At 59.0% G+C, this 24,322-nt stretch carries 23 protein-coding genes; 19 read left to right on the top strand and 4 right to left on the bottom strand.

The genetic code is table 11. The features are described from left to right. The first annotated feature begins 95 nt into the window (after positions 1-95). Complete coding sequence (locus ABE528_RS05435) at positions 96-1,385, top strand: sigma 54-interacting transcriptional regulator (protein ID WP_346652394.1); 1,290 nt, start codon at positions 96-98, stop codon at positions 1,383-1,385. 127 nt (positions 1,386-1,512) lie between these two features. After that, on the top strand, positions 1,513-1,917 hold the full coding sequence (locus ABE528_RS05430) for an RcnB family protein (protein ID WP_152959262.1): 405 nt from the start codon (positions 1,513-1,515) through the stop codon (positions 1,915-1,917). A 63-nt stretch (positions 1,918-1,980) separates the two neighbouring features. Here ABE528_RS05430 and gyrB read toward each other — a convergent pair whose 3' ends face one another. From gyrB to dnaA, 4 genes are read right to left on the bottom strand one after another with little or no spacing between them, the layout of a single operon-like run. Then, complete coding sequence (gene gyrB / locus ABE528_RS05425; RefSeq protein WP_346652393.1) at positions 1,981-4,401, bottom strand: DNA topoisomerase (ATP-hydrolyzing) subunit B; 2,421 nt, start codon at positions 4,399-4,401, stop codon at positions 1,981-1,983. Positions 4,402-4,405: 4 nt separating this feature from the next. Continuing rightward, complete coding sequence (recF, locus tag ABE528_RS05420) at positions 4,406-5,509, bottom strand: DNA replication/repair protein RecF (RefSeq protein WP_110638907.1); 1,104 nt, start codon at positions 5,507-5,509, stop codon at positions 4,406-4,408. A gap of 15 nt (positions 5,510-5,524) precedes the next feature. Beyond that, positions 5,525-6,628 (bottom strand): DNA polymerase III subunit beta, encoded by a 1,104-nt coding sequence (gene dnaN / locus ABE528_RS05415; RefSeq protein ID WP_015268408.1) that lies wholly within the window; start codon positions 6,626-6,628, stop codon positions 5,525-5,527. Between the two features lie 40 nt (positions 6,629-6,668). Then, complete coding sequence (gene dnaA / locus ABE528_RS05410; protein WP_346652392.1) at positions 6,669-8,207, bottom strand: chromosomal replication initiator protein DnaA; 1,539 nt, start codon at positions 8,205-8,207, stop codon at positions 6,669-6,671. 583 nt (positions 8,208-8,790) lie between these two features. On the opposite strand from dnaA, the gene rpmH reads away from it, so the two are divergent. The 17 genes from rpmH (at position 8,791) to atpD (ending at position 24,307) form a co-directional block, all read left to right on the top strand. Beyond that, positions 8,791-8,925 carry a 50S ribosomal protein L34 gene (rpmH, locus tag ABE528_RS05405; RefSeq protein WP_003253163.1) on the top strand — a complete coding sequence of 45 codons (135 nt, stop codon included), beginning with the start codon at positions 8,791-8,793 and terminating at the stop codon, positions 8,923-8,925. A gap of 13 nt (positions 8,926-8,938) precedes the next feature. Continuing rightward, positions 8,939-9,343 (top strand): ribonuclease P protein component, encoded by a 405-nt coding sequence (gene rnpA / locus ABE528_RS05400; protein ID WP_079230262.1) that lies wholly within the window; start codon positions 8,939-8,941, stop codon positions 9,341-9,343. Continuing rightward, a complete protein-coding gene (yidD, locus tag ABE528_RS05395; protein ID WP_079230263.1) occupies positions 9,336-9,581 on the top strand; it encodes a membrane protein insertion efficiency factor YidD in 246 nt (81 codons plus the stop codon). Before rnpA ends, yidD begins: the two co-directional genes overlap by 8 nt. 2 nt (positions 9,582-9,583) lie before the next feature. Then, a complete protein-coding gene (gene yidC, locus ABE528_RS05390) occupies positions 9,584-11,260 on the top strand; it encodes a membrane protein insertase YidC (RefSeq protein WP_152957285.1) in 1,677 nt (558 codons plus the stop codon). An 86-nt stretch (positions 11,261-11,346) separates the two neighbouring features. Continuing rightward, positions 11,347-12,717 (top strand): tRNA uridine-5-carboxymethylaminomethyl(34) synthesis GTPase MnmE, encoded by a 1,371-nt coding sequence (mnmE, locus tag ABE528_RS05385; RefSeq protein WP_346652391.1) that lies wholly within the window; start codon positions 11,347-11,349, stop codon positions 12,715-12,717. Positions 12,718-13,275: 558 nt separating this feature from the next. Beyond that, positions 13,276-15,168: a tRNA uridine-5-carboxymethylaminomethyl(34) synthesis enzyme MnmG gene (gene mnmG / locus ABE528_RS05380; RefSeq protein ID WP_346652390.1), complete on the top strand. Its 1,893-nt coding sequence runs from the start codon at positions 13,276-13,278 to the stop codon at positions 15,166-15,168. Next, positions 15,165-15,815, top strand: a complete 651-nt coding sequence (rsmG, locus tag ABE528_RS05375; RefSeq protein ID WP_110638902.1) for a 16S rRNA (guanine(527)-N(7))-methyltransferase RsmG — start codon at positions 15,165-15,167, stop codon at positions 15,813-15,815. Before mnmG ends, rsmG begins: the two co-directional genes overlap by 4 nt. An 18-nt stretch (positions 15,816-15,833) precedes the next feature. Beyond that, positions 15,834-16,625 carry a ParA family protein gene (locus ABE528_RS05370; protein ID WP_060507762.1) on the top strand — a complete coding sequence of 264 codons (792 nt, stop codon included), beginning with the start codon at positions 15,834-15,836 and terminating at the stop codon, positions 16,623-16,625. Positions 16,626-16,634: 9 nt separating this feature from the next. Continuing rightward, the gene (locus tag ABE528_RS05365) at positions 16,635-17,507 is read left to right on the top strand and encodes a ParB/RepB/Spo0J family partition protein (protein WP_085676552.1); all 873 of its coding nucleotides are present in this window, start codon (positions 16,635-16,637) and stop codon (positions 17,505-17,507) included. A gap of 149 nt (positions 17,508-17,656) precedes the next feature. Further along, entirely contained in the window at positions 17,657-18,064 is a 408-nt protein-coding gene (locus ABE528_RS05360) for a F0F1 ATP synthase subunit I (protein ID WP_008092225.1), read from the top strand. Between the two features lie 16 nt (positions 18,065-18,080). Beyond that, positions 18,081-18,950: a F0F1 ATP synthase subunit A gene (atpB, locus tag ABE528_RS05355; protein ID WP_152957288.1), complete on the top strand. Its 870-nt coding sequence runs from the start codon at positions 18,081-18,083 to the stop codon at positions 18,948-18,950. A 143-nt stretch (positions 18,951-19,093) separates the two neighbouring features. Next, on the top strand, positions 19,094-19,351 hold the full coding sequence (gene atpE / locus ABE528_RS05350) for a F0F1 ATP synthase subunit C (RefSeq protein ID WP_003097235.1): 258 nt from the start codon (positions 19,094-19,096) through the stop codon (positions 19,349-19,351). 57 nt (positions 19,352-19,408) lie between these two features. Then, on the top strand, positions 19,409-19,879 hold the full coding sequence (locus ABE528_RS05345; RefSeq protein ID WP_027917106.1) for a F0F1 ATP synthase subunit B: 471 nt from the start codon (positions 19,409-19,411) through the stop codon (positions 19,877-19,879). Between the two features lie 12 nt (positions 19,880-19,891). Further along, positions 19,892-20,428, top strand: coding sequence for a F0F1 ATP synthase subunit delta (locus ABE528_RS05340; protein WP_003253191.1), 537 nt, complete (start codon positions 19,892-19,894; stop codon positions 20,426-20,428). A 21-nt stretch (positions 20,429-20,449) separates the two neighbouring features. Then, entirely contained in the window at positions 20,450-21,994 is a 1,545-nt protein-coding gene (gene atpA, locus ABE528_RS05335) for a F0F1 ATP synthase subunit alpha (protein WP_085676550.1), read from the top strand. Positions 21,995-22,042: 48 nt separating this feature from the next. Further along, a complete protein-coding gene (gene atpG / locus ABE528_RS05330; protein WP_013974905.1) occupies positions 22,043-22,903 on the top strand; it encodes a F0F1 ATP synthase subunit gamma in 861 nt (286 codons plus the stop codon). A 27-nt stretch (positions 22,904-22,930) separates the two neighbouring features. Continuing rightward, positions 22,931-24,307, top strand: coding sequence for a F0F1 ATP synthase subunit beta (atpD, locus tag ABE528_RS05325; protein WP_152957289.1), 1,377 nt, complete (start codon positions 22,931-22,933; stop codon positions 24,305-24,307). Positions 24,308-24,322: the final 15 nt, after the last annotated feature.

Here is a 24,322-nt window from a genome sequence, read left to right as displayed (position 1 = left end):
CGATAGTGGCAGTGGGTTTGGCAGTCGACTGTCAGCCAATGGCAGTGTTTGGCAGTCCTTGTTACCCTGCGCCAGGTTAACCAATCGGTGTCGTCATGCCTGAATCTCTTCCACTCATCCTAGCTCTGGTTTCCTACCTTGAGCACGATGCGCTACCTACCATTGTGCTGGACACCGACTACAATATCCTCGCGGCCAATGCGGCTTATCGCCGGCAGTTCGGTCGGGGCGAGCAGGCCCCTCTGGGTGAGAAATGCCATCGGGTGTCACATCACTACGCCGTCCCTTGCGACCAGGCCGGTGAGCACTGCCCGATGCGCAAGGCGTGGGACAGCAAGGTGCCGGAGCGTGTGCTGCATATCCATCACACGCCGCGTGGCCCTGAGCATGTAGATGTAGAGCTGCGGCCTATCCTCGATGAGCAGGGCAGGGTGGTGGCCTTCGTCGAGCGGCTTACCAGCATCACCCTGGCTTCCGCTCAACCTCAAGAACAGGGGCTGGTCGGGCGAGCGCCGGCATTCAAGACCGCGTTGGCCAGCCTTCAGCGTGCGGCGCCCGCGCAAATTCCGGTGCTGCTGCAAGGCGAATCGGGTACCGGCAAGGAGCTGTTCGCCCGTGCCATTCACATGGGTAGCCCACGGGCCAATGGCCCGCTGGTCGTCGTCGACTGCACCGGCCTGACCGAGTCGCTGTTCGAGAGCGAGCTGTTCGGCTACGAGAAAGGCGCGTTCACCGGCGCCAATCAGCGCAAGGTCGGCTTGGCCGAGGCAGCCCACGGCGGCACGTTGTTCCTTGATGAAATCGGCGAGGTGCCGTTGGCGATGCAGGTCAAACTGCTGCGCCTGATCGAATCCGGAAGCTTCCGCCCAGTTGGCAGCCTGCGCACCGTGCATTCGGATTTCCGCCTGGTTTCGGCAACCCATAAACCGCTGAAGAAAATGGTGGCTGAGGGGACGTTCCGAGAAGATCTGTATTACCGCATCAGTGGCTTTCCGATCCGCCTGCCGGCGTTGCGCGAGCGCGTTGAGGATTTGCCGCTGCTGGCCGAGAGCCTGCTGCAGCGCATGGCTGGCAAATCGACACCGAGCCTGACCGAGGAGGCGCTGAAGCAACTCAAGCTGCATGCCTTCCCCGGGAATATTCGTGAGTTGCGCAACATCCTGGAAAGGGCTCGGTTGTTTGCCGATGATGGGCTGATCCGGCCTGAGCACTTGCCGGAAGACGTTGGGCCACAGCAGGCATTCGGCATGAACAGAGGGCAAAGCGACCTGAGTGAGCTCGCGCACGCGCTGGAGCAGTTCCAGGGATCACGCAGCGAGCTGGCCCGTCATCTTGGCCTGAGTGAGCGAACCTTGTATCGCCGCTTGAAAGCACTGGGGCTGTAGTCCGCTGACCTTTACCGGACCTTTACCTCAGCCCTTACATTAAGTGAAAAAGTTTGTGGTCTGATCAGTTAACCGAACCCGGCAGCCCGTATTACCTGCCGGGCGTTAACAGGCAGAGGATCCACAAATGAAGAAAGCCCTAACCGTACTCTGCGCCGCGCTTGTGCTCAGCACACCCTTGGCCAGCTTCGCTCAACCGGGCCCGGACCGCTACGACAACGGTCCATCCCACCAGGGCTACCCGCCACACGGTCAACCCGAGCGGCATGACCGCCATGATAACGGTCGCTACCCGGCCTATCACAACCCGAATTTCCGACCTGAAGCGGGCATGCCGATGCCGCATCAGCAGTGGCATCGTGGCTATGTAGTGGAACCGCGTTATCGCGCCGATCGCTATTGGGTGACCGACTGGCGTGCCCGCCATCTGTACGCACCGCCCCGTGATCACCGCTGGTTGTACGTGAACGGTGACTATGTGCTGGTGGCGATTGCCAGTGGTGTGGTCGTCAGCGTGCTTTCCGGCTACTGATTCTTACGGCCACAAAAAAGCCCGCGTCAGCGGGCTTTCTTGTTTTTGGCGATTTACACCTGATCAGAAGTCCAGGTTCGACACCGACAGCGCATTGCTTTCGATGAAGTCACGGCGTGGTTCCACCGCGTCGCCCATCAGGGTGTTGAAGATCTGGTCGGCGGCAATCGCGTCTTCGATGGTGACCTTGAGCATGCGGCGGACAGTTGGGTCCATGGTGGTTTCCCACAGCTGCTCCGGGTTCATCTCGCCCAGACCTTTGTATCGCTGGATGGTGTGGCGCTTGGTGCTTTCGTTCATCAGCCAGTCGAGGGCTTCCTTGAACTCGGTGATCGCCTTGCGACGTTCACCGCGCTGCACGTAGGCACCTTCGCCGAGCAGGGTAGACAGCTTGGCACCCAGGTTGACCACCGAGCGGTAGTCGTTGCTGCCGAAGAAGTCGCGATTGAAGGTGACGTAGCTGGCCAGACCGTGGGAAGTAACTTCCACTTCCGGCAGCCAGACATTGCGTTCCTTGTCTTCGCGCAGGCTGGCCTGATAGGCCAGGCCCGACTTCTGGCTGTTGTTCAGGCGCTCCTGGAAACTCACCAGCCAGGCTTGCATCACGGCATGGTCACCCAGTTGCTCCAGAGTGACTTCCGGCAGGTAGATGAAGTGCTCGGTGATGTCTTCCGGGTACAGGCGCGACAGACGCTTGAGGGTCTTCATCACGGCGCGGAATTCATTCACCAAGGTTTCCAGCTGTACGCCGGAAACGGCTGGTGCCGATTCGTCCAGATGCAGGCTGGCGTCTTCGAGGGCCGATTGGGTCATGTATTCTTCCATGGCCTCGTCGTCCTTGATGTACTGCTCCTGCTTGCCTTTCTTGACCTTGTACAGCGGTGGCTGGGCGATATAGATGTAACCGCGTTCGACCAGCTCCGGCAGCTGACGGAAGAAGAAGGTCAGCAGCAGGGTACGGATGTGCGAACCGTCGACGTCAGCATCGGTCATGATGATGATGTTGTGATAGCGCAGCTTGTCGATGTTGTACTCTTCGCGGCCGATGCCGCAGCCCAGTGCAGTGATGAGCGTGCCCACTTCCTGGGACGAGATCATCTTGTCGAAGCGCGCTTTCTCGACGTTGAGGATCTTGCCCTTCAGCGGCAAGATCGCCTGGGTGCGACGGTTACGGCCTTGCTTGGCCGAGCCACCTGCGGAGTCACCCTCCACCAGGTACAGTTCGGAGAGAGCAGGGTCCTTCTCCTGGCAGTCAGCCAGTTTGCCTGGCAGGCCGGCGATATCCAGCGCGCCTTTACGGCGAGTCATTTCACGGGCTTTACGCGCCGCTTCACGGGCACGGGCAGCGTCGATCATCTTGCCGACCACGGCCTTGGCTTCGTTCGGGTTTTCCAACAGGAAGTCGGCGAAGTATTTGTTCATCTCTTGTTCCACGGCGGTTTTCACCTCCGAGGAGACCAGCTTGTCCTTGGTCTGCGAGCTGAACTTCGGATCCGGCACCTTCACCGAAATAATCGCGGTCAGGCCTTCACGGGCGTCGTCACCGGTAGTGGCGACCTTGTTCTTCTTGGCCAGGCCTTCCTGCTCGATGTAGCTGTTCAGGCTACGGGTCAGTGAGGAGCGGAAACCAACCAGGTGAGTACCGCCATCACGCTGCGGAATGTTGTTGGTGAAGCACAGCAGGTTTTCGTTGAAGCTGTCGTTCCACTGCAGCGCAATCTCGACACCCACGCCATCGTCACGCTGGACGTTGAAGTGGAAGACCTGCGAATTGACCGGGGTCTTGTTGGTGTTGAGGTATTCAACGAACGCCTTCAAGCCACCTTCGTACTTGAAGAACTCTTCCTTGCCCGAACGCTCATCCTTCAGCAGGATGCCGACACCCGAGTTGAGGAACGACAGTTCGCGAATCCGCTTGGCCAGGATGTCCCAGCTGAAGTGGATGTTCTTGAAGGTTTCAGCCGAAGGCTTGAAGTGGATGTGGGTACCCGTGGTTTCGCTGTCACCGACGACAGCCATCGGCGCCTGAGGAACACCGTGAACGTAAGTCTGTTCCCAGATCTTGCCGCTGCGGCGAACGGTCAGTACCAGTTTCTCGGACAGGGCGTTCACTACCGATACACCTACACCGTGCAGACCGCCGGATACCTTGTAGGAGTTGTCGTCGAACTTACCGCCGGCGTGCAGCACGGTCATGATGACCTCGGCTGCGGAAACGCCTTCTTCTTTATGCACGTCGACCGGAATGCCACGACCGTTGTCGCGCACACTGATGGATTCGTCCGTGTGGATGATGACGGTGATGTCATCGCAGTGACCGGCGAGGGCTTCGTCGATCGAGTTGTCGACCACTTCGAAGACCATGTGGTGCAGGCCGCTACCATCATCGGTGTCGCCAATGTACATGCCGGGACGCTTGCGTACGGCATCCAAACCTTTCAGCACCTTGATGCTGGAGGAGTCGTACGTTTGATTTTCGCTCATGCCTTCACTCCCGATGGTCGTGGGTCTGGGTGATACGGCCTTGTTCCACGTGGAACAAGGCAACTGGCGTTTCCGTCTGCCAGCCTTCCCTCAGTAATTCGTGATCTACACAGGTGATGAACACCTGGCAGCGTAATTCTTCAAGCAAGCGGCACAGTGCGCGGCGATGCTGGTCATCCAGCTCGGACGGCAGGTCGTCAACGAGATAAATACAGTGGCCGCGGCGAGCCTGACTGACGAGGTGGCCCTGGGCAATGCGCAGCGCGCACACCACCAACTTTTGCTGACCACGCGACAGGATGTCAGCTGCATTATTGGCAGCCAGACGAAGACGCAGATCTGCACGCTGCGGGCCGGCCTGGGTGTGGCCCATTTGCTGATCGCGAAGGAGAGAGGAGGCGAGTACTTCTTGCAGTTCCCGGTCCTTGTCCCAGCCGCGGTAGTAGCTTAGGGTCAACCCGTCCAGCTCGACCAGCTCGCTCAGGGTTTGCTCGAAGACGGGCTTCAAAGCCTTGATGTAGTTGCGACGGTATTCATCTATTTCCGCGCTGGCCAGGCATAACTCCCGGTCCCAAGCGGCTTGCGAAGCTGGGTCAAGTGTACCATGCCGCAACCACGAGTTCCGCTGCCGCAGCGCCTTCTGCAAACGTTGCCAGGCTGGCAGGAATCGAGGTTCCACGTGGAACACTCCCCAATCGAGAAACTGCCGGCGAATTTTCGGTGCGCCTTCCAGCAACCGAAAACTGTCCGGGTTTATCAGTTGCAGCGGTAACAGTTCAGCCAGTTGAGCGGCGCTCCTGGCATTCTGCCCATCGATGCGGATAGTGAATTCGCCCGCCCGCTCCCGTGAAACCCCCAGGTTGCTGGTGCCACCTTCAGCCAATTGCACTTCGCCAAATACCGTACAGGCAGGCTGCTCATACTGAATGACCGGGTTCAACCGAGTACTACGAAATGACCGGGCAAGGCCAAGCAGGTGCACAGCTTCGAGCACACTGGTCTTGCCGCTGCCATTGGCGCCGTAGAGGATATTGATGCGGGGGGAAGGTGAGAGGGTCACCGGGTGCAGATTGCGCACTGCGGTGACCATGATACGTCGAAGGGACATGTCGCCTGCTACGAATTACAGACGCATCGGCATGACAACGTAGGAAGAGTCGTCATTGCCGGCTTCCTGCAGCAGGGCACTGCTGTTGGAGTCGGACAGAATCAGACGAACTTGCTCAGTAGTCATAACGCCCAGCACGTCCAGCAGGTAGCTGACGTTGAAGCCGATCTCCAGCGAACTGCCTTCGTAGTCCACGCTGATCTCTTCTTCTGCCTCTTCCTGCTCGGGGTTATTGGCCTGGATCTTCAGTTGGCCAGCTGCCAGCTGCAGGCGAATACCGCGGTACTTCTCGTTGGAAAGAATTGCGGTACGGCTGAACGCTTCGCGCAACGCCTGACGGTCACCGACTACCAGCTTGTCACCACCCTTCGGCAGCACGCGCTCGTAGTCCGGGAACTTGCCGTCGACCAGCTTGGAAGTGAAGGTGAACTCACCAGTGGTCGCACGGATGTGGTGCTGACCGAGAACGATGCTGACCATGCCTTCCGGGTCGGTGAGCAGGCGCGCCAGCTCCAGGATACCTTTACGTGGAACGATGACCTGATGGCGGTCATCCTGCTCGATCGGCGCGCTCATCGAGCACAGCGCCAGGCGGTGGCCGTCGGTGGACACCGCACGCAGGGTGTTGCGCGACACTTCAAGCAGCATGCCGTTGAGGTAGTAACGCACGTCCTGCTGGGCCATGGCAAAGCTGGTGCGCTCGATCAGACGGCGCAGTTTGCTTTGCTCAAGGTTGCAGGTCAGCGAGCCCGGGCCTTCTTCAACAGTAGGGAAATCGTTGGCAGGCAGGGTCGACAAGGTGAAGCGGCTACGGCCGGCTTTGACCAGCAGCTTCTGTTCGTCGACCTTGATGTCGATCAGAACGTCGTTCGGCAGGCTCTTGCAGATGTCCATCAGCTTGCGCGCCGGGACAGTGATCTCGCCTGGCTCAGCCGGCTCTTCCAGTTGCACGCGGCCAACCAGTTCGACTTCCAGGTCGGTACCGGTCAACGACAGCTGCTGGCCTTGCACGACCAGCAGGACATTGGACAGCACCGGCAAGGTCTGGCGGCGCTCGACGACACCGGCGACCAGTTGCAGGGGTTTCAACAGGGCTTCGCGTTGAATGGTGAAATGCATGGTCTAGTCCCTTGCCTTCAATTAGCTGCGCTGGCGACCATCAGGTCGTCAGCGTGCGCAGCAGGTTCTTGTAGTCCTCGCGGATGTCCGCGTCGGATTCCTTCAATTCGTTGATCTTGCGGCAGGCGTGCAACACGGTGGTGTGGTCGCGGCCGCCAAACATGTCGCCGATCTCCGGCAGACTGTGGTTGGTCAGCTCCTTCGACAGTGCCATGGCAACCTGACGGGGGCGCGCAACGGAGCGCGAGCGGCGTTTGGACAACAGATCGGCAATCTTGATCTTGTAGTACTCGGCCACGGTGCGCTGGATGTTATCCACACTCACCAGCTTGTCCTGCAGCGCCAGCAGGTCCTTCAACGACTCGCGAATCAGCTCGATGGTGATGTCACGGCCCATGAAGTGCGAGTGAGCGATCACTCGCTTAAGGGCGCCTTCGAGTTCACGTACGTTGGAGCGGATACGCTGGGCGATGAAGAACGCAGCATCATGCGGCAGCTCGACCTTGGCCTGGTCGGCCTTCTTCATCAGGATCGCCACACGGGTTTCCAGTTCCGGCGGCTCGACAGCCACCGTCAAGCCCCAGCCGAAGCGCGATTTCAGGCGCTCTTCCAGGCCTTCGATCTCCTTCGGGTAGCGGTCGCTGGTGAGAATCACCTGCTGGCCACCCTCAAGCAAGGCGTTGAAAGTGTGGAAGAACTCTTCCTGGGAACGCTCTTTACGGGCGAAGAACTGGATGTCGTCGATCAGCAGCGCATCGACCGAGCGGTAGAAGCGCTTGAATTCATTGATTGCGTTGAGCTGCAGCGCCTTGACCATATCCGCGACGAAGCGCTCGGAATGCAGGTAAACGACCTTGGCATTCGGATTCTTCTTGAGCAGGTGGTTACCCACAGCATGCATCAGGTGGGTCTTGCCCAAGCCCACGCCGCCATAAAGGAACAGCGGGTTGTAGCCATGCTTGGGGTTGTCGGCGACCTGCCACGCCGCAGCGCGGGCCAACTGGTTCGACTTACCTTCTACAAAGGTCTCGAAGGTAAACGTGCGGTTCAGGTAGCTGGTGTGTTTGAGCGCGCCTTCCACCTGGACGGTGCGCTGCTCGGTACGGCTGCCCGCAGCAGGTGCCGATGCGCTGTCGCCCATGCCATCGAAGCTGTCACGCGAGGCCGATTCAACGACCTCGTTCACTTGCATCGGTTCGGCGGCTGGCGCCTGGACGGGTTCGGCAACGGCGGCAATGACAGGTGCAGCGGCCTGTTGTGTCTGGCTTTGTGCAAGCGTGGCCGCCACCGCGGCGCTGACGGGTGCATTAGGTGCAGCACGTGGAGCAGAGCTGCGACGGCTGCCTATTAATAAGGAAAGGGCAGGTGCAATGCCGTCGCCGTTTTCACCCAACAGTTCGAGCAGACGGCCGAGGTACTTTTCATTCACCCAGTCGAGCACGAAACGGTTCGGCGCGTAGACACGCAACTCGTCGCCTTCGGCTTCGACCTGTAGCGGACGGATCCAGGTGTTGAATTGCTGGGCAGGCAGTTCATCGCGCAGAAGCTCCACGCACTGCTGCCAAAGTTCCACTGACACGGATATCCCCTGAGTTGAAAGCCGGATAAGGCAAAAACAAACCGCCATTGTACCGGTCGAGCGATCAGTTATCCACATGTGGAAACATTCTGAGCCATGACAAAACAGCCATTTAGCGGCAAAAACGTCTTCCAGCCTCTGTGAATAAGCTCTGTGGATAACCACCCATGAGGTCTATGCACAACCCCGAGGTGAGCCCTGTTGATAACTCATCTGTGGATAACGACCATTTCTATCCACAGGCTTTCAAAAGGTCTGTCACAAGCGCAGCACCTGTTACCGACAAGGTTATGAATCTCTGTACAGCCCGTAATTCGTAGGCTCAAGACAGTTATCCACAGAAGGTTATCCACTTAAGATTTATAAGTTCTTCAGAAAAGCTTTTTATATCTCTCTTCTTTTTTTTCATTTTGTCGTCCGTCTGCCTGGCTGATCAACCCTCCCTGGCATCCAGCACTCAGGGAACCACCTATAAGGAAAGGCTGGTTGGAAATTGACCTATGGACTTGCTTTCTCTAGAATCGCCGATCTCTTAAAAAGGGGGCCATTCCGGCCCGTAGTCGACAAACCAGGTAACAACGCCATGAAACGTACTTTCCAACCAAGCACCATCAAGCGCGCTCGCACCCACGGCTTCCGTGCCCGTATGGCTACCAAGAACGGCCGCGCTGTTCTGTCGCGTCGTCGTGCCAAAGGCCGTAAGCGTCTGGCCATTTGATTTTTCGGCACAGGTGGTGAGTCAGGACTTCAGTCGGGAAAAGCGACTGCTTACACCCCGGCACTTCAAAGCGGTCTTCGACTCCCCAACCGGCAAGGTTCCAGGGAAAAACCTGCTGATCCTTGCTCGCGAGAACGGCCTGGATCACCCGCGCCTCGGCCTGGTGATCGGCAAGAAGAGCGTCAAGCTCGCCGTTCAACGCAACCGCCTCAAGCGCTTGATGCGCGATTCCTTCCGGCTCAACCAGCAAATGCTGGGTGGCCTGGATATAGTGATCGTCGCGCGCAAGGGATTGGGTGAGATAGAAAACCCGGAATTGCACCAACACTTTGGCAAGCTCTGGAAACGCCTGGCGCGCAGCCGGCCAACTCCAGCGGCTAACGCCGATTCCGCAGGGGTAGACAGTCAAAATGCGTAAACTGGCCCTCGTTCCGATCCAGTTTTACCGTTACGCCATCAGTCCCCTGATGGCCAATCACTGTCGTTTCTACCCCAGTTGCTCCTGTTACGCTCTTGAAGCCATTGAAAACCATGGCCTCTTGCGTGGCGGGTGGCTAGCCGTTCGTCGCCTGGGGCGTTGTCATCCGTGGAACGACGGCGGTTTCGATCCCGTTCCCCCCGCTCCTTCCTCCCGAACTTCTTCGATAGCCGAGTAATCATGGATATTAAACGCACGATCCTGATCGTCGCCCTGGCAATCGTGTCCTACGTCATGGTCCTCAAGTGGAACGAGGACTACGGCCAGGCTGCCCTGCCGACTCAGAATACTGCTGCCAGCACTGTTGCCCCGGCCTTGCCGGATGGTGTGCCGGCCGGTACCGCCAGCGCCGATGTGCCAAGCGCCAATGCTGAATCCAGCCCCGCCGAACTGGCTCCGGCTGCAGTCAGCAAGGATCTGATCCGGATCAAGACCGATGTTCTGGAACTCGCTATCGATCCGGTCGGTGGTGACATCGTCCAGCTGAACCTGCCGAAGTACCCACGCCGTCAGGACCATCCGGACATTCCGTTCCAACTGTTCGACAACGGTGGCGAACGCATCTACCTGGCACAAAGCGGCCTGACCGGCGCCAACGGTCCGGATGCCCGTTCGTCGGGACGCCCGCTGTACGCTGCCGAGCAGAAGAGCTACCAGCTGGCCGACGGCCAGGAACAACTGGTGGTTGACCTGAAGTTCAGCGACAACGGCGTCAACTACATCAAGCGCTTCAGCTTCAAGCGCGGTGAATACGACCTGACCGTCAGCTACCTGATCGACAACCAGAGCGGCCAGGCCTGGAACGGCAACATGTTTGCCCAGCTCAAGCGTGACGCCAGCTCCGACCCGTCGTCGAGCACTGCCACCGGCACCGCCACGTACCTGGGCGCCGCCATGTGGACTGCCTCCGAGCCTTACAAAAAGGTCTCGATGAAGGACATCGACAAAGGTAGTTTGAAAGAAAATGTGTCCGGCGGCTGGGTTGCCTGGCTGCAGCACTACTTCGTGACCGCCTGGATTCCGGCCAAGTCGGACAACAATGTTGTCCAGACCCGCAAGGACAGCCAGGGCAACTACATCATCGGCTACACCGGCCCGGCGCTCAGCGTTCCGGCTGGTGGCAAGGTCGAAACCAGCGCCATGCTGTATGCCGGTCCGAAGATCCAGTCCAAGCTGAAAGAGTTGTCCCCAGGTCTGGAACTGACCGTCGACTACGGCTTCCTGTGGTTCATTGCCCAGCCGATCTTCTGGCTGCTGCAACATATCCACAGCCTGCTGGGTAACTGGGGCTGGTCGATCATCGTGCTGACCATGCTCATCAAGGGCCTGTTCTTCCCGTTGTCGGCTGCCAGCTACCGCTCGATGGCGCGCATGCGTGCCGTGGCACCGAAGCTCGCCGCACTGAAGGAACGCTTTGGTGACGATCGCCAGAAGATGTCCCAGGCGATGATGGAGCTGTACAAGAAAGAGAAGATCAACCCGCTGGGCGGCTGCTTGCCGATCCTGGTGCAGATGCCGGTGTTCCTGTCCCTGTACTGGGTACTGCTGGAAAGCGTCGAGATGCGTCAGGCCCCATGGATGCTGTGGATTACTGACCTGTCGATCAAGGATCCGTTCTTCATCCTGCCGATCATCATGGGCGCCACCATGTTCATCCAGCAGCGTCTGAACCCGACTCCACCGGATCCGATGCAGGCCAAGGTGATGAAAATGATGCCGATCATCTTCACCTTCTTCTTCCTGTGGTTCCCAGCGGGTCTGGTGCTGTACTGGGTTGTGAACAACTGCCTGTCGATCACTCAGCAGTGGTACATCACCCGCCGTATCGAAGCAGCCACCAAAAAAGCTGCTGCTTGACGGGCTGCTGCGCTAGCCTGTGAATAAAAACGCCCCCTCGGGGGCGTTTTTGCTATCTGTCGTTTTTGTCGTAGAGGCTTTCGAGCATGAACACTGTGCGTGAAACCATCGCCGCCATCGCCACCGCCCAGGGCCGCGGAGGTGTGGGCATCGTCAGGCTGTCCGGGCCGCTGGCGAGCCAGGCTGGCCAACTGATCACCGGTCGTACACTGACGCCACGCCACGCTCACTACGGGCCGTTCCGTGACGAGGAAGGCCTGGTGCTGGATGAAGGCATCGCGCTGTTCTTTCCAGGCCCCAACTCGTTTACCGGCGAGGATGTGTTGGAGTTGCAGGGCCATGGTGGCCCGGTGGTGCTCGACATGCTGCTGCAGCGCTGTGTACAAGTCGGCTGCCGCCTGGCCCGCCCAGGTGAATTCAGTGAGCGTGCGTTTCTCAACGACAAGCTCGACCTGGCCCAGGCCGAAGCCATCGCCGACCTGATCGAGGCGAGCTCCAGCCAAGCTGCACGCAATGCCTTGCGCTCGCTGCAGGGGGAATTCTCCAAACGTGTGCACAGCCTGACAGAGGCGCTGATTGCCCTGCGCATCTACGTCGAGGCCGCGATCGACTTCCCTGAAGAAGAAATCGACTTCCTTGCCGATGGCCATGTGTTGTCGATGCTCGATGCTGTCCGTGCCGAGTTATCCACCGTGCAACGCGAGGCCGGGCAGGGCGCCTTGTTGCGTGACGGCATGACGGTGGTCATCGCCGGCCGGCCGAATGCCGGCAAGTCCAGCTTGCTGAACCAGCTGGCGGGGCGTGAGGCGGCCATCGTCACCGACATCGCCGGCACCACCCGGGATATCCTGCGCGAACATATCCACATAGACGGCATGCCGCTGCACGTGGTCGATACTGCCGGCCTGCGGGATACCGACGACCATGTGGAAAAGATTGGCGTGCAACGCGCGCTGAAGGCCATAGGCGAGGCCGACCGGGTACTGTTGGTGGTCGATTCCACCGCACCCGAGGCCAGTGACCCGTTTGCCTTGTGGCCCGAGTTTCTGGACCTGCGGCCGGACCCGGCCAAAGTCACGCTGATTCGCAACAAAGCCGACCTCAGCGGTGAGCGGGTAGGGTTGGAACAGTGCGATGACGGCCATGTAACCATTACCCTGAGCGCCAAGGGGGGCGATCACGGGCTACAACTGCTGCGTGATCACCTCAAGGCCTGCATGGGTTATGAACAGACCGCCGAGAGCGGTTTCAGCGCCCGCCGGCGCCACCTGGATGCCTTGCGCCAGGCCAGTTCGCACCTGGAGCATGGCCGCGCACAGCTGACCCTGGCTGGCGCGGGCGAACTGTTGGCCGAAGACCTGCGTCAGGCGCAGCAGGCGTTGGGCGAGATCACCGGCGCGTTCAGTTCCGACGACCTGCTGGGGCGGATCTTCTCCAGTTTCTGCATCGGCAAGTAGTCCACAGCTCGGCAAATCCAAGGCCGCTCCTTCGGGAGCGGCTTTTTTTTGCCTGCGATTTATCCACTCGTCGGATCTTTCGACACCCACGCCGGCCCCTGTAGGAGCGGCTTTAGCCGCGAAGAGGCCAGTACAGGGTTACATAAAATCATCCACAGACACGATTTCATGTTCAGGAGCCCTGTGGAAAACCCACCTTCAGCCCTCTTGATAAGCAGGCTTTTTTTCTGAGGAAAAATCCGCCTGTGGGTAAACCATCATTTAATCCACAGGCTAAAGGACGTTATCCATAACCCTCATGGTGGGTAAGCCACAGGGTTCAATTTCGCTGTAAACCATACAGATAAAGGGCTGCAGAACGTTATCCACAGGAGAGGCTGTGCATAAGAATAAACATAAAAACAAAGCTTTTATAAAATTTTCTTCTTTGATTTCTGTTGTCTGCCATTCATCCACAGACTGGTCAAAATTTGCTCAGACGGTTCCTTTAGAGGGGGTGAAGTCCCTATACTTGTCGGCTTACCTTCTCTATTCGCAAAAACAGGCACGAGGTGCGTGGTGGATTTCCCTTCCCGTTTTGAAGTGATCGTCATCGGCGGCGGCCATGCCGGTACCGAGGCTGCGCTTGCGTCAGCACGCATGGGTGTGAAAACCCTGCTGTTGACCCATAACGTGGAAACCCTCGGTCACATGAGCTGCAACCCGGCAATTGGTGGCATCGGCAAGAGCCATCTGGTCAAAGAGATCGATGCACTCGGCGGCGCCATGGCGCTGGCCACCGACAAGAGCGGCATCCAGTTCCGCATCCTGAACAACCGCAAGGGCCCGGCCGTACGCGCCACCCGTGCGCAGGCCGACCGCGCCATCTACAAGGCAGTGGTACGCGAGATCCTGGAAAACCAGCCGAACCTGTGGATATTCCAGCAGTCCTGCGACGACCTGATCGTCGAACAGGACCAGGTCAAAGGCGTGGTGACCCAGATGGGCCTGCGCTTCTTCGCCGAATCCGTGGTGCTGACCACCGGTACTTTCCTCGGTGGGCTTATCCACATCGGCCTGCAAAATCATTCCGGCGGTCGCGCCGGTGATCCGCCGTCGATTGCCCTGGCTCACCGCATGCGCGAACTGCCGCTGCGCGTCGGTCGCCTGAAAACCGGTACGCCGCCGCGTATCGATGGGCGTTCCGTGGACTTCTCGGTCATGACCGAGCAACCAGGCGACACGCCGATCCCGGTGATGTCGTTCATGGGCAACGCCGACATGCACCCGCGCCAGGTGAGCTGCTGGATTACCCACACCAACGCCCGCACCCACGAGATCATTGCCTCGAACCTTGACCGTTCACCGATGTACTCCGGTGTGATCGAAGGTGTCGGCCCGCGCTATTGCCCATCGATCGAAGACAAGATCCACCGCTTCGCCGACAAGGAAAGCCACCAGGTATTCATCGAGCCGGAAGGCCTGACCACCCACGAGCTGTACCCCAACGGTATTTCCACTTCGCTGCCGTTCGATGTGCAGCTGGAGCTGGTGCGTTCGATCCGCGGTATGGAAAATGCCCACATCGTTCGCCCGGGTTACGCCATCGAGTACGACTACTTCGACCCGCGCGACCTGAAGTACAGCCTCGAGACCAAAGTCATCGGCGGCCTGTTCTTCGCCGGCCAGATCAACGGCACCACCGGCTACGAAGAAGCCGGCGCCCAGGGCCTGCTGGCCGGGACCAACGCCGCGCTGCGTGCGCAAGGCCGCGAAAGCTGGTGCCCGCGCCGCGACGAGGCGTACATCGGCGTACTGGTCGACGACCTGATTACCCTGGGTACCCAGGAGCCGTACCGCATGTTCACTTCGCGTGCCGAGTACCGGCTGATCCTGCGCGAAGACAACGCTGATCTGCGCCTGACCGAGAAAGGTCGCGAGCTCGGCCTGATCGACGACGATCGCTGGGCCGCCTTCTGCGCCAAGCGCGACGGTATCGAGCGCGAAGAGCAGCGCCTGAAATCGACTTGGGTGCGCCCGAACACCGAGCAAGGACAAGCCATTGTGGATAAGTTCGGCACCCCGCTGAGCCACGAGTACAGCCTGCTCAACCTGCTGGCCCGGCCAGAGATCGACTATGCCGGCTTGATCGAAGCGACAGGTGGTGCAGAGATTGATCCACAGGTCGCCGAGCAGGTCGAGATCAAGACCAAGTACGCCGGTTACATTGATCGCCAGCAGGACGAGATCGCCCGCCTGCGCGCCAGCGAAGACACGCGCCTGCCTGTGGATATCGACTACACCACGATTTCCGGGCTGTCGAAGGAAATCCAGGGCAAGCTCGGCCAGACGCGCCCGGAGACTCTGGGCCAGGCTTCGCGTATCCCCGGCGTTACCCCGGCGGCGATTTCCCTGTTGCTGATTCATCTGAAAAAACGCGGCGCAGGCCGCGAATTGGAGCAAAGCGCTTGAGTTCCCTGGTCACCCCGCAACACGCCGAAGAGTTGTCCACAGGTGCGCGCCAGCTCGGTGTCGAGCTGAGCGCCGAGCAGCACGAAAAGCTGTTGGGCTACCTGGCCCTGTTGATCAAATGGAACAAAGCCTACAACCTCACTGCCGTGCGCGATCCGGACGAGATGGTTTCCCGCCATCTGCTGGACAGCCTCAGCGTCATGTCGTTTATCCACAGCGAGCGTGACAACTGGCTGGATGTTGGCAGCGGCGGTGGCATGCCCGGCATCCCTTTGGCTATCCTGCATCCGCACAAGCAGGTGACGGTGCTGGACGCCAATGGCAAGAAGACGCGCTTCCTGACCCAGGTGAAAATGGAACTGAAACTGGACAACCTCACGGTTATCCACAGCCGGGTCGAAGCCTTCCAGCCGTCGCTACCGTTCAGCGGAATCATCTCTCGCGCCTTCAGCAGCATGGAGAACTTCACCAACTGGACCCGCCATCTGGGCGACACCGGGACGCAATGGCTTGCAATGAAGGGGCTGCATCCTGCCGATGAACTGGTAGCATTGCCCGCAGACTTCACAGTGGAAAGCGAGCAGGCCCTGACCGTTCCAGGTTGCCAGGGCCAGCGCCATCTGCTGATACTGCGCCGCAAGGCTTGATTGGGAACACACGCAACAATGGCTAAGGTATTCGCAATCGCGAACCAGAAAGGTGGTGTCGGCAAGACCACCACCTGTATCAACCTCGCAGCATCGCTGGCCGCGACCAAGCGTCGTGTGCTGCTGATCGACCTCGATCCGCAGGGCAACGCGACCATGGGCAGCGGTGTGGACAAACACGAACTCGAGCATTCGGTCTATGACCTGCTGATCGGGGAATGCGACCTTGCCCAGGCCATGCACTACTCCGAGCACGGCGCCTACCAGCTGCTGCCAGCCAACCGCGACCTGACCGCCGCGGAAGTGGTACTGCTGGAAATGCAGGTCAAGGAGAGCCGCCTGCGCAACGCGTTGGCGCCGATTCGCGAAAACTACGATTTCATCCTCATCGACTGCCCGCCGTCGCTGTCGATGCTGACGCTCAACGCGCTGGTCGCCTCCGATGGCGTGATCATCCCGATGCAGTGCGAGTACTACGCGCTGGAAGGCCTCAGCGACCTTGTGGATAACATCAAGCGCATCGCTGCCCGGTTGAACCCGCAACTGAAGATCGAAGGCCTGCTGCGGACCATGTACGACCCGCGCCTGAGCCTCAACAACGATGTTTCGGCGCAGCTCAAGGAACACTTCGGCGAGCAGCTGTACGACACGGTCATTCCGCGCAACATCCGCCTGGCCGAGGCACCGAGCTTCGGCATGCCGGCGCTGGCCTACGACAAGCAATCGCGTGGCGCACTGGCCTATCTGGCCCTGGCCGGGGAACTGGTACGCCGTCAACGCCGTCAATCACGCACTGCACAAACAACTTAAGGAATCCGCATGGCCGTTAAGAAACGGGGTCTCGGACGTGGGTTGGATGCACTGCTCAGTGGTCCTTCCGTCAGCGCGCTCGAAGAGCAGGCTGTGAAGATCGACCAGAAAGAACTGCAACACCTGCCCGTCGAACTGATCCAGCGCGGCAAGTACCAGCCGCGCCGCGACATGGACCCCGAGGCACTGGAAGAACTTGCGCACTCGATTCGCAACCATGGGGTGATGCAGCCGATCGTGGTCCGCCCGATCGACGGTAGCCGCTACGAGATCATCGCCGGTGAGCGCCGCTGGCGCGCCACCCAGCAAGCCGGTCTCGACACCATCCCGGCGATGGTGCGTGAAGTGCCGGATGAAGCCGCCATCGCCATGGCGCTGATCGAGAACATTCAGCGCGAAGACCTCAACCCGCTGGAAGAAGCCCTGGCCCTGCAGCGCCTGCAGCAGGAGTTCGAGCTGACCCAGCAGCAGGTGGCCGATGCCGTGGGCAAGTCGCGGGTGACCGTGGCCAACTTGCTGCGCCTGATCTCGCTGCCTGAGGCAATCAAGACCATGCTCGCCCACGGCGACCTGGAAATGGGCCACGCCCGCGCTTTGCTCGGCCTCGAGGAAGATCGTCAGGAAGAGGGGGCGCGTCATGTTGTCGCACGTGGGCTCACCGTGCGCCAAACCGAGGCACTGGTCCGTCAGTGGCTCAATGGCAAGCCTGAGCCGGTCGAACCGAGCAAACCTGATCCGGACATCGCACGCCTTGAACAGCGGCTCGCAGAGCGCCTGGGCTCTGCCGTGCAGATACGCCACGGCAACAAGGGAAAAGGCCAGTTGGTTATTCGCTACAACTCGCTTGACGAGTTGCAAGGCGTGCTTGCTCACATCCGCTGAAACAATTCCCGTTGTAGCGCGCAGTCGGAAATCACTACCGAATAGTTGAATAGGGGTTAATCCACCCCTATACTCTGCGCGCATTTTGTCGGCACAAATTATGCCAAGTCATAACTGACTTGTTGGTCGACTTCCGAGGAGCAGCTGTGATGGAAATCCGCACGCCAAACCGCCTGCCTTTCCATCGCTGGGCGGTTTTTCCGGTACTGCTGGCTCAATTCGTCGTACTACTGCTGGCAACCTTGGTGTTGTGGCAGTGGAAAGGGGCGGTCAGTGGATATTCAGGCCTTTGCGGAGGTTTGATTGCCTGGCTGCCCAATGTGTATTTCGCCTGGAAGGCTTTTCGCTTCAGCGGAGCTCGGGCGGCACAAGCTATCGTCAAGTCGTTTTACGCGGGCGAAGCAGGCAAGATGATTTTGACGGCAGTGCTTTTTGCACTGACCTTCGCAGGAGTGAAGCCACTGGCGCCGTTAGCAGTATTCGGCGTCTTCGTGTTGACCCTTTTGGTCAGCTGGTTCGCGCCCCTGCTGATGAATAAAAGACTTTCGAGACCTTAGGGCGTTTGAGGCAACCATGGCAGCAGAAACCGCTTCGGGCTATATCCAGCACCACTTGCAGAACCTGACCTACGGTCAACTACCAGACGGCAGCTGGGGCTTTGCCCATTCGGCTGCAGAAGCCAAGGCAATGGGCTTCTGGGCGTTCCACCTGGACACCCTGGGTTGGTCCGTCGCGCTGGGTCTGATCTTCCTGTTCATCTTCCGCATGGCGGCCAAGAAGGCGACTTCCGGCCAACCAGGCGGCCTGCAGAACTTCGTGGAAGTGATGGTGGACTTCGTCCACGGCAGCGTGAAGGACTCCTTCCACGGCCGTAGCCCGGTAATCGCTCCGCTGGCGCTGACCATCTTCGTCTGGGTGTTCCTGATGAACGCCATCGACCTGGTACCGGTCGACTGGATTCCTCAGCTGGCCATGAAGATCTCCGGTGATCCGCACATTCCGTTCCGTGCCGTGTCGACCACCGACCCGAACGCGACCCTGGCCATGGCCTTCTGCGTGTTCGCCCTGATCATCTTCTACAGCATCAAGGTCAAGGGCCTGGGCGGCTTCATCGGTGAGCTCACCCTGCACCCGTTCGGCAGCAAGAACATCTTCGTTCAGATCCTGCTGATCCCGGTGAACTTCCTGCTGGAATTCGTCACCCTGATCGCCAAGCCGATCTCGCTGGCACTGCGTCTTTTCGGCAACATGTACGCCGGCGAGCTGGTGTTCATCCTGATCGCCGTGATGTTCGGCGCCGGCATCCTCTGGCTGAGCGGCCTGGGTATCGTGCTGCAGTGGGCGTGGGCTGTGTTCCACATCCTGATCATCACGCTGCAAGCTTTCATCTTCATGATGCTGACCATCGTCTACCTGTCGATGGCTCATGAAGATAACCATTAAGACCGCCTGGCGTGTCTTGTAGCCTTCCCCGCTCGTTTGGGGGGAGGGCTTTAAAAGTCCGCAAGGGCAGCTGTACCAAACGATTTGTTTTACCGCTTCAACTTAAAAACCTAACCAATACGACGTAAAAGTCGGGAGGAAAGATGGAAACTGTAGTTGGTCTGACCGCTATCGCTGTTGCTCTGCTGATCGGCCTGGGTGCTCTGGGTACCGCCATTGGTTTCGGCCTGCTGGGCGGCAAATTCCTGGAAGGCGCTGCTCGTCAACCAGAAATGGTTCCGATGCTGCAGGTCAAAATGTTCATCGTTGCCGGCCTGCTCGACGCCGTAACCATGATCGGTGTTGGTATCGCTCTGTTCTTCACCTTCGCGAATCCGTTCGTTGGTCAGATCGCCGGCTAATCACTCGTAACCACGAGTTGATGGCTGTGATGAATTAAGACCGAGCGAGGTGTTGGCGTGAACATTAATGCAACCCTGATTGGCCAATCCGTTGCCTTCCTGATTTTTGTACTCTTCTGCATGAAGTACGTATGGCCTCCGGTCATCACTGCTCTGCAAGAGCGTCAAAAGAAGATTGCCGACGGCTTGGACGCTGCCAACCGCGCAGCTCGCGACCTGGAGCTGGCCCAAGAGAAAGTGGGTCAGCAACTGCGTGAAGCTAAAGCACAGGCAGCCGAAATCATTGAGCAAAGCAAGAAACGCGCTGCTCAGCTTGTCGAGGAAGCCCGTGACCAGGCCCGCGTCGAAGCTGACCGTGTGAAGGCTCAGGCTCTGGCCGAGATCGAACAGGAACTGAACAGCGCGAAAGACGCCCTGCGTGCCCAAGTGGGTGCCCTGGCTGTTGGCGGTGCTGAAAAGATCCTTGGCGCCACAATCGATCAAAACGCGCATGCGGAGCTGGTTAACAAACTGGCCGCTGAAATTTAAGCGAGGGCGATCATGGCAGAACTGACCACGTTGGCCCGACCTTACGCTAAGGCTGCCTTTGAGCATGCCCAGGCCCATCAGCAACTGGCCAATTGGTCAGCCATGCTCGGCCTGGCTGCTGCGGTGTCGCAAGACGACACCATGCAGCGCCTGCTCAAGGCCCCGCGACTGACGAGCGCAGAAAAGGCCGCCACGTTCATTGACGTGTGCGGTGACAAGTTCAATGCACAGGCACAGAATTTCATTCATGTTGCCGCGGAAAACGACCGTCTCCTGCTTCTGCCGGAGATTGCCGCCCTGTTCGACCTGTACAAGGCCGAGCAAGAGAAATCCGTGGACGTGGAAGTCACCAGTGCCTTCGCGTTGAACCAAGAACAGCAAGACAAACTCGCCAAGGTTCTCAGTGCACGGCTAGGCCAGGAAGTTCGCCTGCACGCGTCGGAGGATGCCAGCCTGATTGGCGGCGTCGTCATCCGCGCTGGTGACCTGGTAATCGATGGCTCTGTTCGCGGCAAGATCGCGAAACTGGCCGAAGCATTGAAATCTTGAGTTTGAAGGGGCAGCAGAGCAATGCAGCAACTCAATCCTTCCGAAATTAGTGAAATCATCAAGGGCCGCATCGACAACCTCGATGTGAGCTCCCAAGCCCGTAACGAAGGTACCGTTGTTTCGGTATCCGACGGTATCGTGCGGATCCACGGTCTGGCCGACGTCATGTACGGCGAAATGATCGAGTTCCCTGGCAGCGTATTCGGCATGGCCCTGAACCTGGAGCAAGACTCCGTAGGTGCAGTGATCCTGGGTGCCTATGACACCCTCGCCGAAGGCATGAGCGCCAAGTGCACCGGCCGCATCCTGGAAGTTCCGGTTGGTAAGGAACTGCTGGGTCGCGTCGTTGACGCACTGGGCAACCCGATCGACGGCAAAGGTCCTCTGGGCAACACCCAGACCGACGCGGTCGAGAAAGTAGCTCCAGGCGTGATCTGGCGTAAGTCGGTAGACCAGCCTGTACAGACTGGCTACAAGTCCGTCGACGCCATGATCCCTGTCGGCCGTGGCCAGCGTGAGCTGATCATCGGTGACCGTCAGATCGGCAAGACCGCCATGGCCATCGACGCCATCATCAACCAGAAAGACTCCGGTATTTTCTGTGTTTATGTTGCAGTCGGCCAGAAGCGTTCCACCGTTGCCAACATCGTTCGCAAGCTGGAAGAAGCCGGCGCCCTGGCCAACACCATCGTGGTCGTTGCCAGTGCTTCGGAATCCGCCGCGCTGCAGTTCCTGGCGCCTTACGCCGGCTGCACCATGGGCGAGTTCTTCCGTGACCGCGGTGAAGACGCCCTGATCGTTTACGATGACCTGTCCAAGCAGGCCGTTGCCTACCGTCAGATCTCCCTGCTGCTGCGTCGTCCACCAGGACGTGAAGCGTACCCAGGTGACGTGTTCTATCTCCACTCCCGCCTGCTGGAGCGTGCATCGCGCGTTTCGGAAGAGTACGTCGAGAAGTTCACCAATGGCGCAGTCACTGGCAAGACCGGTTCCCTGACCGCCCTGCCGATCATCGAAACCCAGGCTGGCGACGTTTCCGCGTTTGTTCCGACCAACGTGATTTCCATCACCGACGGTCAGATCTTCCTGGAATCGGCCATGTTCAACTCGGGCATCCGCCCTGCAGTGAACGCCGGTGTTTCGGTATCCCGCGTAGGTGGTGCCGCTCAGACCAAGATCATCAAGAAGCTGTCCGGTGGTATTCGTACCGCTCTGGCTCAGTACCGTGAACTGGCTGCATTCGCCCAGTTCGCTTCCGATCTGGACGAAGCGACCCGCAAGCAGCTGGAGCATGGTCAGCGCGTAACCGAGCTGATGAAGCAGAAGCAGTACGCGCCAATGTCCATCGCGGACATGGCCCTGTCGCTGTACGCCGCTGAGCGTGGTTTCCTGACTGACGTGGAAGTCTCCAAGGTCGGTAGCTTCGAGCAAGCACTGATCGCCTACTTCAACCGTGATCACGCCGAACTGATGGCGAAGATCAACGTGAAGGGTGACTTCAACGACGAAATCGACGCTGGCATGAAAGCCGGTATCGAGAAGTTCAAGGCCACCCAGACCTGGTAAGCCGCAGCGGGGGCTCCGGCCCCCGCTTGCTAACCTGATAGGTGATACATGGCAGGCGCAAAAGAGATTCGCAGTAAGATTGCGAGCATCAAAAGCACGCAAAAAATTACCAGCGCCATGGAGAAAGTGGCGGTCAGCAAGATGCGCAAGGCACAAATGCGCATGGCTGCTAGCCGTCCTTACGCGGAGCGTATCCGCCAGGTGATCGGTCATCTGGCCAACGCCAACCCGGAATACCGCCACCCGTTCATGATCGAGCGCCCTGTAAAGCGCGCCGGTTATATCGTGGTGAGCAGTGACCGTGGTCTGTGCGGTGGCTTGAACACCAACCTGTTCAAGGCCCTGGTCAAGGACATGAACGAAAACCGCGAACAGGGCGTTGAAATCGACCTGTGCGTGATCGGCAGCAAGGGTGCGACTTTCTTCCGCATCTTTGGCGGCAACGTCGTAGCTGCGATCAGCCACCTGGGCGAAGAGCCATCGATCAACGATCTGATCGGCTCCGTCAAAGTGATGCTGGACGCCTACCTGGACGGCCGTATCGATCGCCTTTCGGTGGTTTCGAACAAGTTCATCAACACCATGACCCAAAAACCGACGGTCGAGCAATTGGTACCGTTGGTGGCAACCCCGGATCAGGATCTCAAGCATCACTGGGATTACCTGTATGAACCCGACGCAAAAGAGCTGCTGGACGGCTTGATGGTGCGTTACGTGGAGTCGCAGGTATACCAGGCGGTGGTCGAGAACAACGCTGCTGAACAAGCGGCCCGGATGATCGCCATGAAGAACGCCACAGACAACGCCGGTGATTTGATCAAAGAGCTGCAATTGATCTACAACAAGGCGCGTCAGGCTGCGATCACCCAGGAGATCTCGGAAATCGTCGGCGGCGCTGCCGCGGTTTAACGGTTCAAAAATTCAGAGGATCCAGCTATGAGTAGCGGACGTATCGTTCAAATCATCGGCGCCGTCATCGACGTGGAATTCCCACGTGACGTCGTACCGAGTGTTTACAACGCGCTGAAAGTACAAGGCGCGGAAACCACTCTCGAAGTTCAGCAGCAGCTGGGCGACGGTGTGGTTCGTACCATTGCGATGGGCTCGACCGAAGGCCTGAAGCGCGGTCTGGATGTCATCGACACCGGCGCTGCCATTTCCGTTCCAGTTGGTAAGGCCACCCTGGGCCGTATCATGGACGTACTGGGCAACCCGATCGACGAAGCCGGCCCGATCGGCGAAGAAGAGCGTCGCGGTATCCACCAGCCAGCGCCTTCGTTCGCTGACCAGGCAGGCGGCAACGACCTGCTGGAAACCGGCATCAAGGTTATCGACCTGGTTTGCCCGTTCGCCAAGGGTGGTAAGGTTGGTCTGTTCGGTGGTGCCGGTGTTGGCAAGACCGTAAACATGATGGAACTGATCCGTAACATCGCCATGGAACACAGCGGTTACTCCGTGTTCGCTGGTGTGGGTGAGCGTACTCGTGAGGGTAACGACTTCTACCACGAGATGAAGGACTCCAACGTTCTCGACAAGGTAGCGCTGGTCTACGGTCAGATGAACGAGCCACCAGGAAACCGTCTGCGCGTAGCGCTGACTGGCCTGACCATGGCTGAGAAGTTCCGTGACGAAGGTAACGACGTTCTGCTGTTCGTCGACAACATCTATCGTTACACCCTGGCCGGTACCGAAGTATCCGCACTGCTGGGCCGTATGCCTTCGGCAGTAGGTTACCAGCCGACCCTGGCCGAAGAGATGGGCGTTCTGCAAGAGCGTATCACTTCGACCAAAGAAGGTTCGATCACCTCCGTTCAGGCCGTATACGTACCTGCGGACGACCTGACCGACCCGTCGCCAGCGACCACCTTCGCCCACCTGGACGCCACCGTCGTTCTGTCCCGTGACATCGCCTCCCTGGGTATCTACCCAGCGGTCGACCCACTGGACTCGACTTCGCGCCAGCTGGACCCGAACGTGATCGGCAACGAACACTACGACACCGCTCGTGGCGTTCAGTATGTTCTGCAGCGCTACAAAGAGCTGAAGGACATCATCGCGATCCTGGGTATGGACGAGCTGTCCGAAAGCGACAAGCAACTGGTAGCCCGCGCTCGTAAGATCCAGCGCTTCCTGTCGCAGCCGTTCTTCGTGGCCGAAGTCTTCACCGGTTCGCCAGGCAAGTACGTTTCCCTGAAAGACACCATCGCTGGCTTCAGCGGCATCCTCAAAGGTGACTACGACCACCTGCCAGAACAAGCGTTCTACATGGTCGGCAGCATCGACGAAGCGATCGAGAAAGCCAAGAAACTGTAATCCCGGCGCCCCGCA

It is taken from the genome of Pseudomonas sp. TWI628 (genome assembly GCF_039673865.1).
Lineage (GTDB): Bacteria > Pseudomonadota > Gammaproteobacteria > Pseudomonadales > Pseudomonadaceae > Aquipseudomonas.
Note: the sequence above shows the minus strand (reverse complement) of the source record. Positions and strands in the feature narration are given on the sequence as shown.

Excerpts from the sequence above, each read along its gene's own strand:
- ABE528_RS05365 (WP_085676552.1), top strand. The coding sequence starts at position 16,635 with ATGGCCGTTAAGAAACGGGGTCTCGGACGTGGGTTGGATGCACTGCTC.
- ABE528_RS05360 (WP_008092225.1), top strand. The coding sequence starts at position 17,657 with ATGGAAATCCGCACGCCAAACCGCCTGCCTTTCCATCGCTGGGCGGTT.
- ABE528_RS05340 (WP_003253191.1), top strand. The coding sequence starts at position 19,892 with ATGGCAGAACTGACCACGTTGGCCCGACCTTACGCTAAGGCTGCCTTT.
- rpmH (WP_003253163.1), top strand. The coding sequence starts at position 8,791 with ATGAAACGTACTTTCCAACCAAGCACCATCAAGCGCGCTCGCACCCAC.
- atpD (WP_152957289.1), top strand. The coding sequence starts at position 22,931 with ATGAGTAGCGGACGTATCGTTCAAATCATCGGCGCCGTCATCGACGTG.
- atpA (WP_085676550.1), top strand. The coding sequence starts at position 20,450 with ATGCAGCAACTCAATCCTTCCGAAATTAGTGAAATCATCAAGGGCCGC.
- yidD (WP_079230263.1), top strand. The coding sequence starts at position 9,336 with ATGCGTAAACTGGCCCTCGTTCCGATCCAGTTTTACCGTTACGCCATC.
- ABE528_RS05370 (WP_060507762.1), top strand. The coding sequence starts at position 15,834 with ATGGCTAAGGTATTCGCAATCGCGAACCAGAAAGGTGGTGTCGGCAAG.
- dnaN (WP_015268408.1), bottom strand. The coding sequence starts at position 6,628 with ATGCATTTCACCATTCAACGCGAAGCCCTGTTGAAACCCCTGCAACTG.
- mnmE (WP_346652391.1), top strand. The coding sequence starts at position 11,347 with ATGAACACTGTGCGTGAAACCATCGCCGCCATCGCCACCGCCCAGGGC.
- ABE528_RS05430 (WP_152959262.1), top strand. The coding sequence starts at position 1,513 with ATGAAGAAAGCCCTAACCGTACTCTGCGCCGCGCTTGTGCTCAGCACA.
- gyrB (WP_346652393.1), bottom strand. The coding sequence starts at position 4,401 with ATGAGCGAAAATCAAACGTACGACTCCTCCAGCATCAAGGTGCTGAAA.
- ABE528_RS05435 (WP_346652394.1), top strand. The coding sequence starts at position 96 with ATGCCTGAATCTCTTCCACTCATCCTAGCTCTGGTTTCCTACCTTGAG.
- atpE (WP_003097235.1), top strand. The coding sequence starts at position 19,094 with ATGGAAACTGTAGTTGGTCTGACCGCTATCGCTGTTGCTCTGCTGATC.
- yidC (WP_152957285.1), top strand. The coding sequence starts at position 9,584 with ATGGATATTAAACGCACGATCCTGATCGTCGCCCTGGCAATCGTGTCC.
- atpB (WP_152957288.1), top strand. The coding sequence starts at position 18,081 with ATGGCAGCAGAAACCGCTTCGGGCTATATCCAGCACCACTTGCAGAAC.
- recF (WP_110638907.1), bottom strand. The coding sequence starts at position 5,509 with ATGTCCCTTCGACGTATCATGGTCACCGCAGTGCGCAATCTGCACCCG.
- atpG (WP_013974905.1), top strand. The coding sequence starts at position 22,043 with ATGGCAGGCGCAAAAGAGATTCGCAGTAAGATTGCGAGCATCAAAAGC.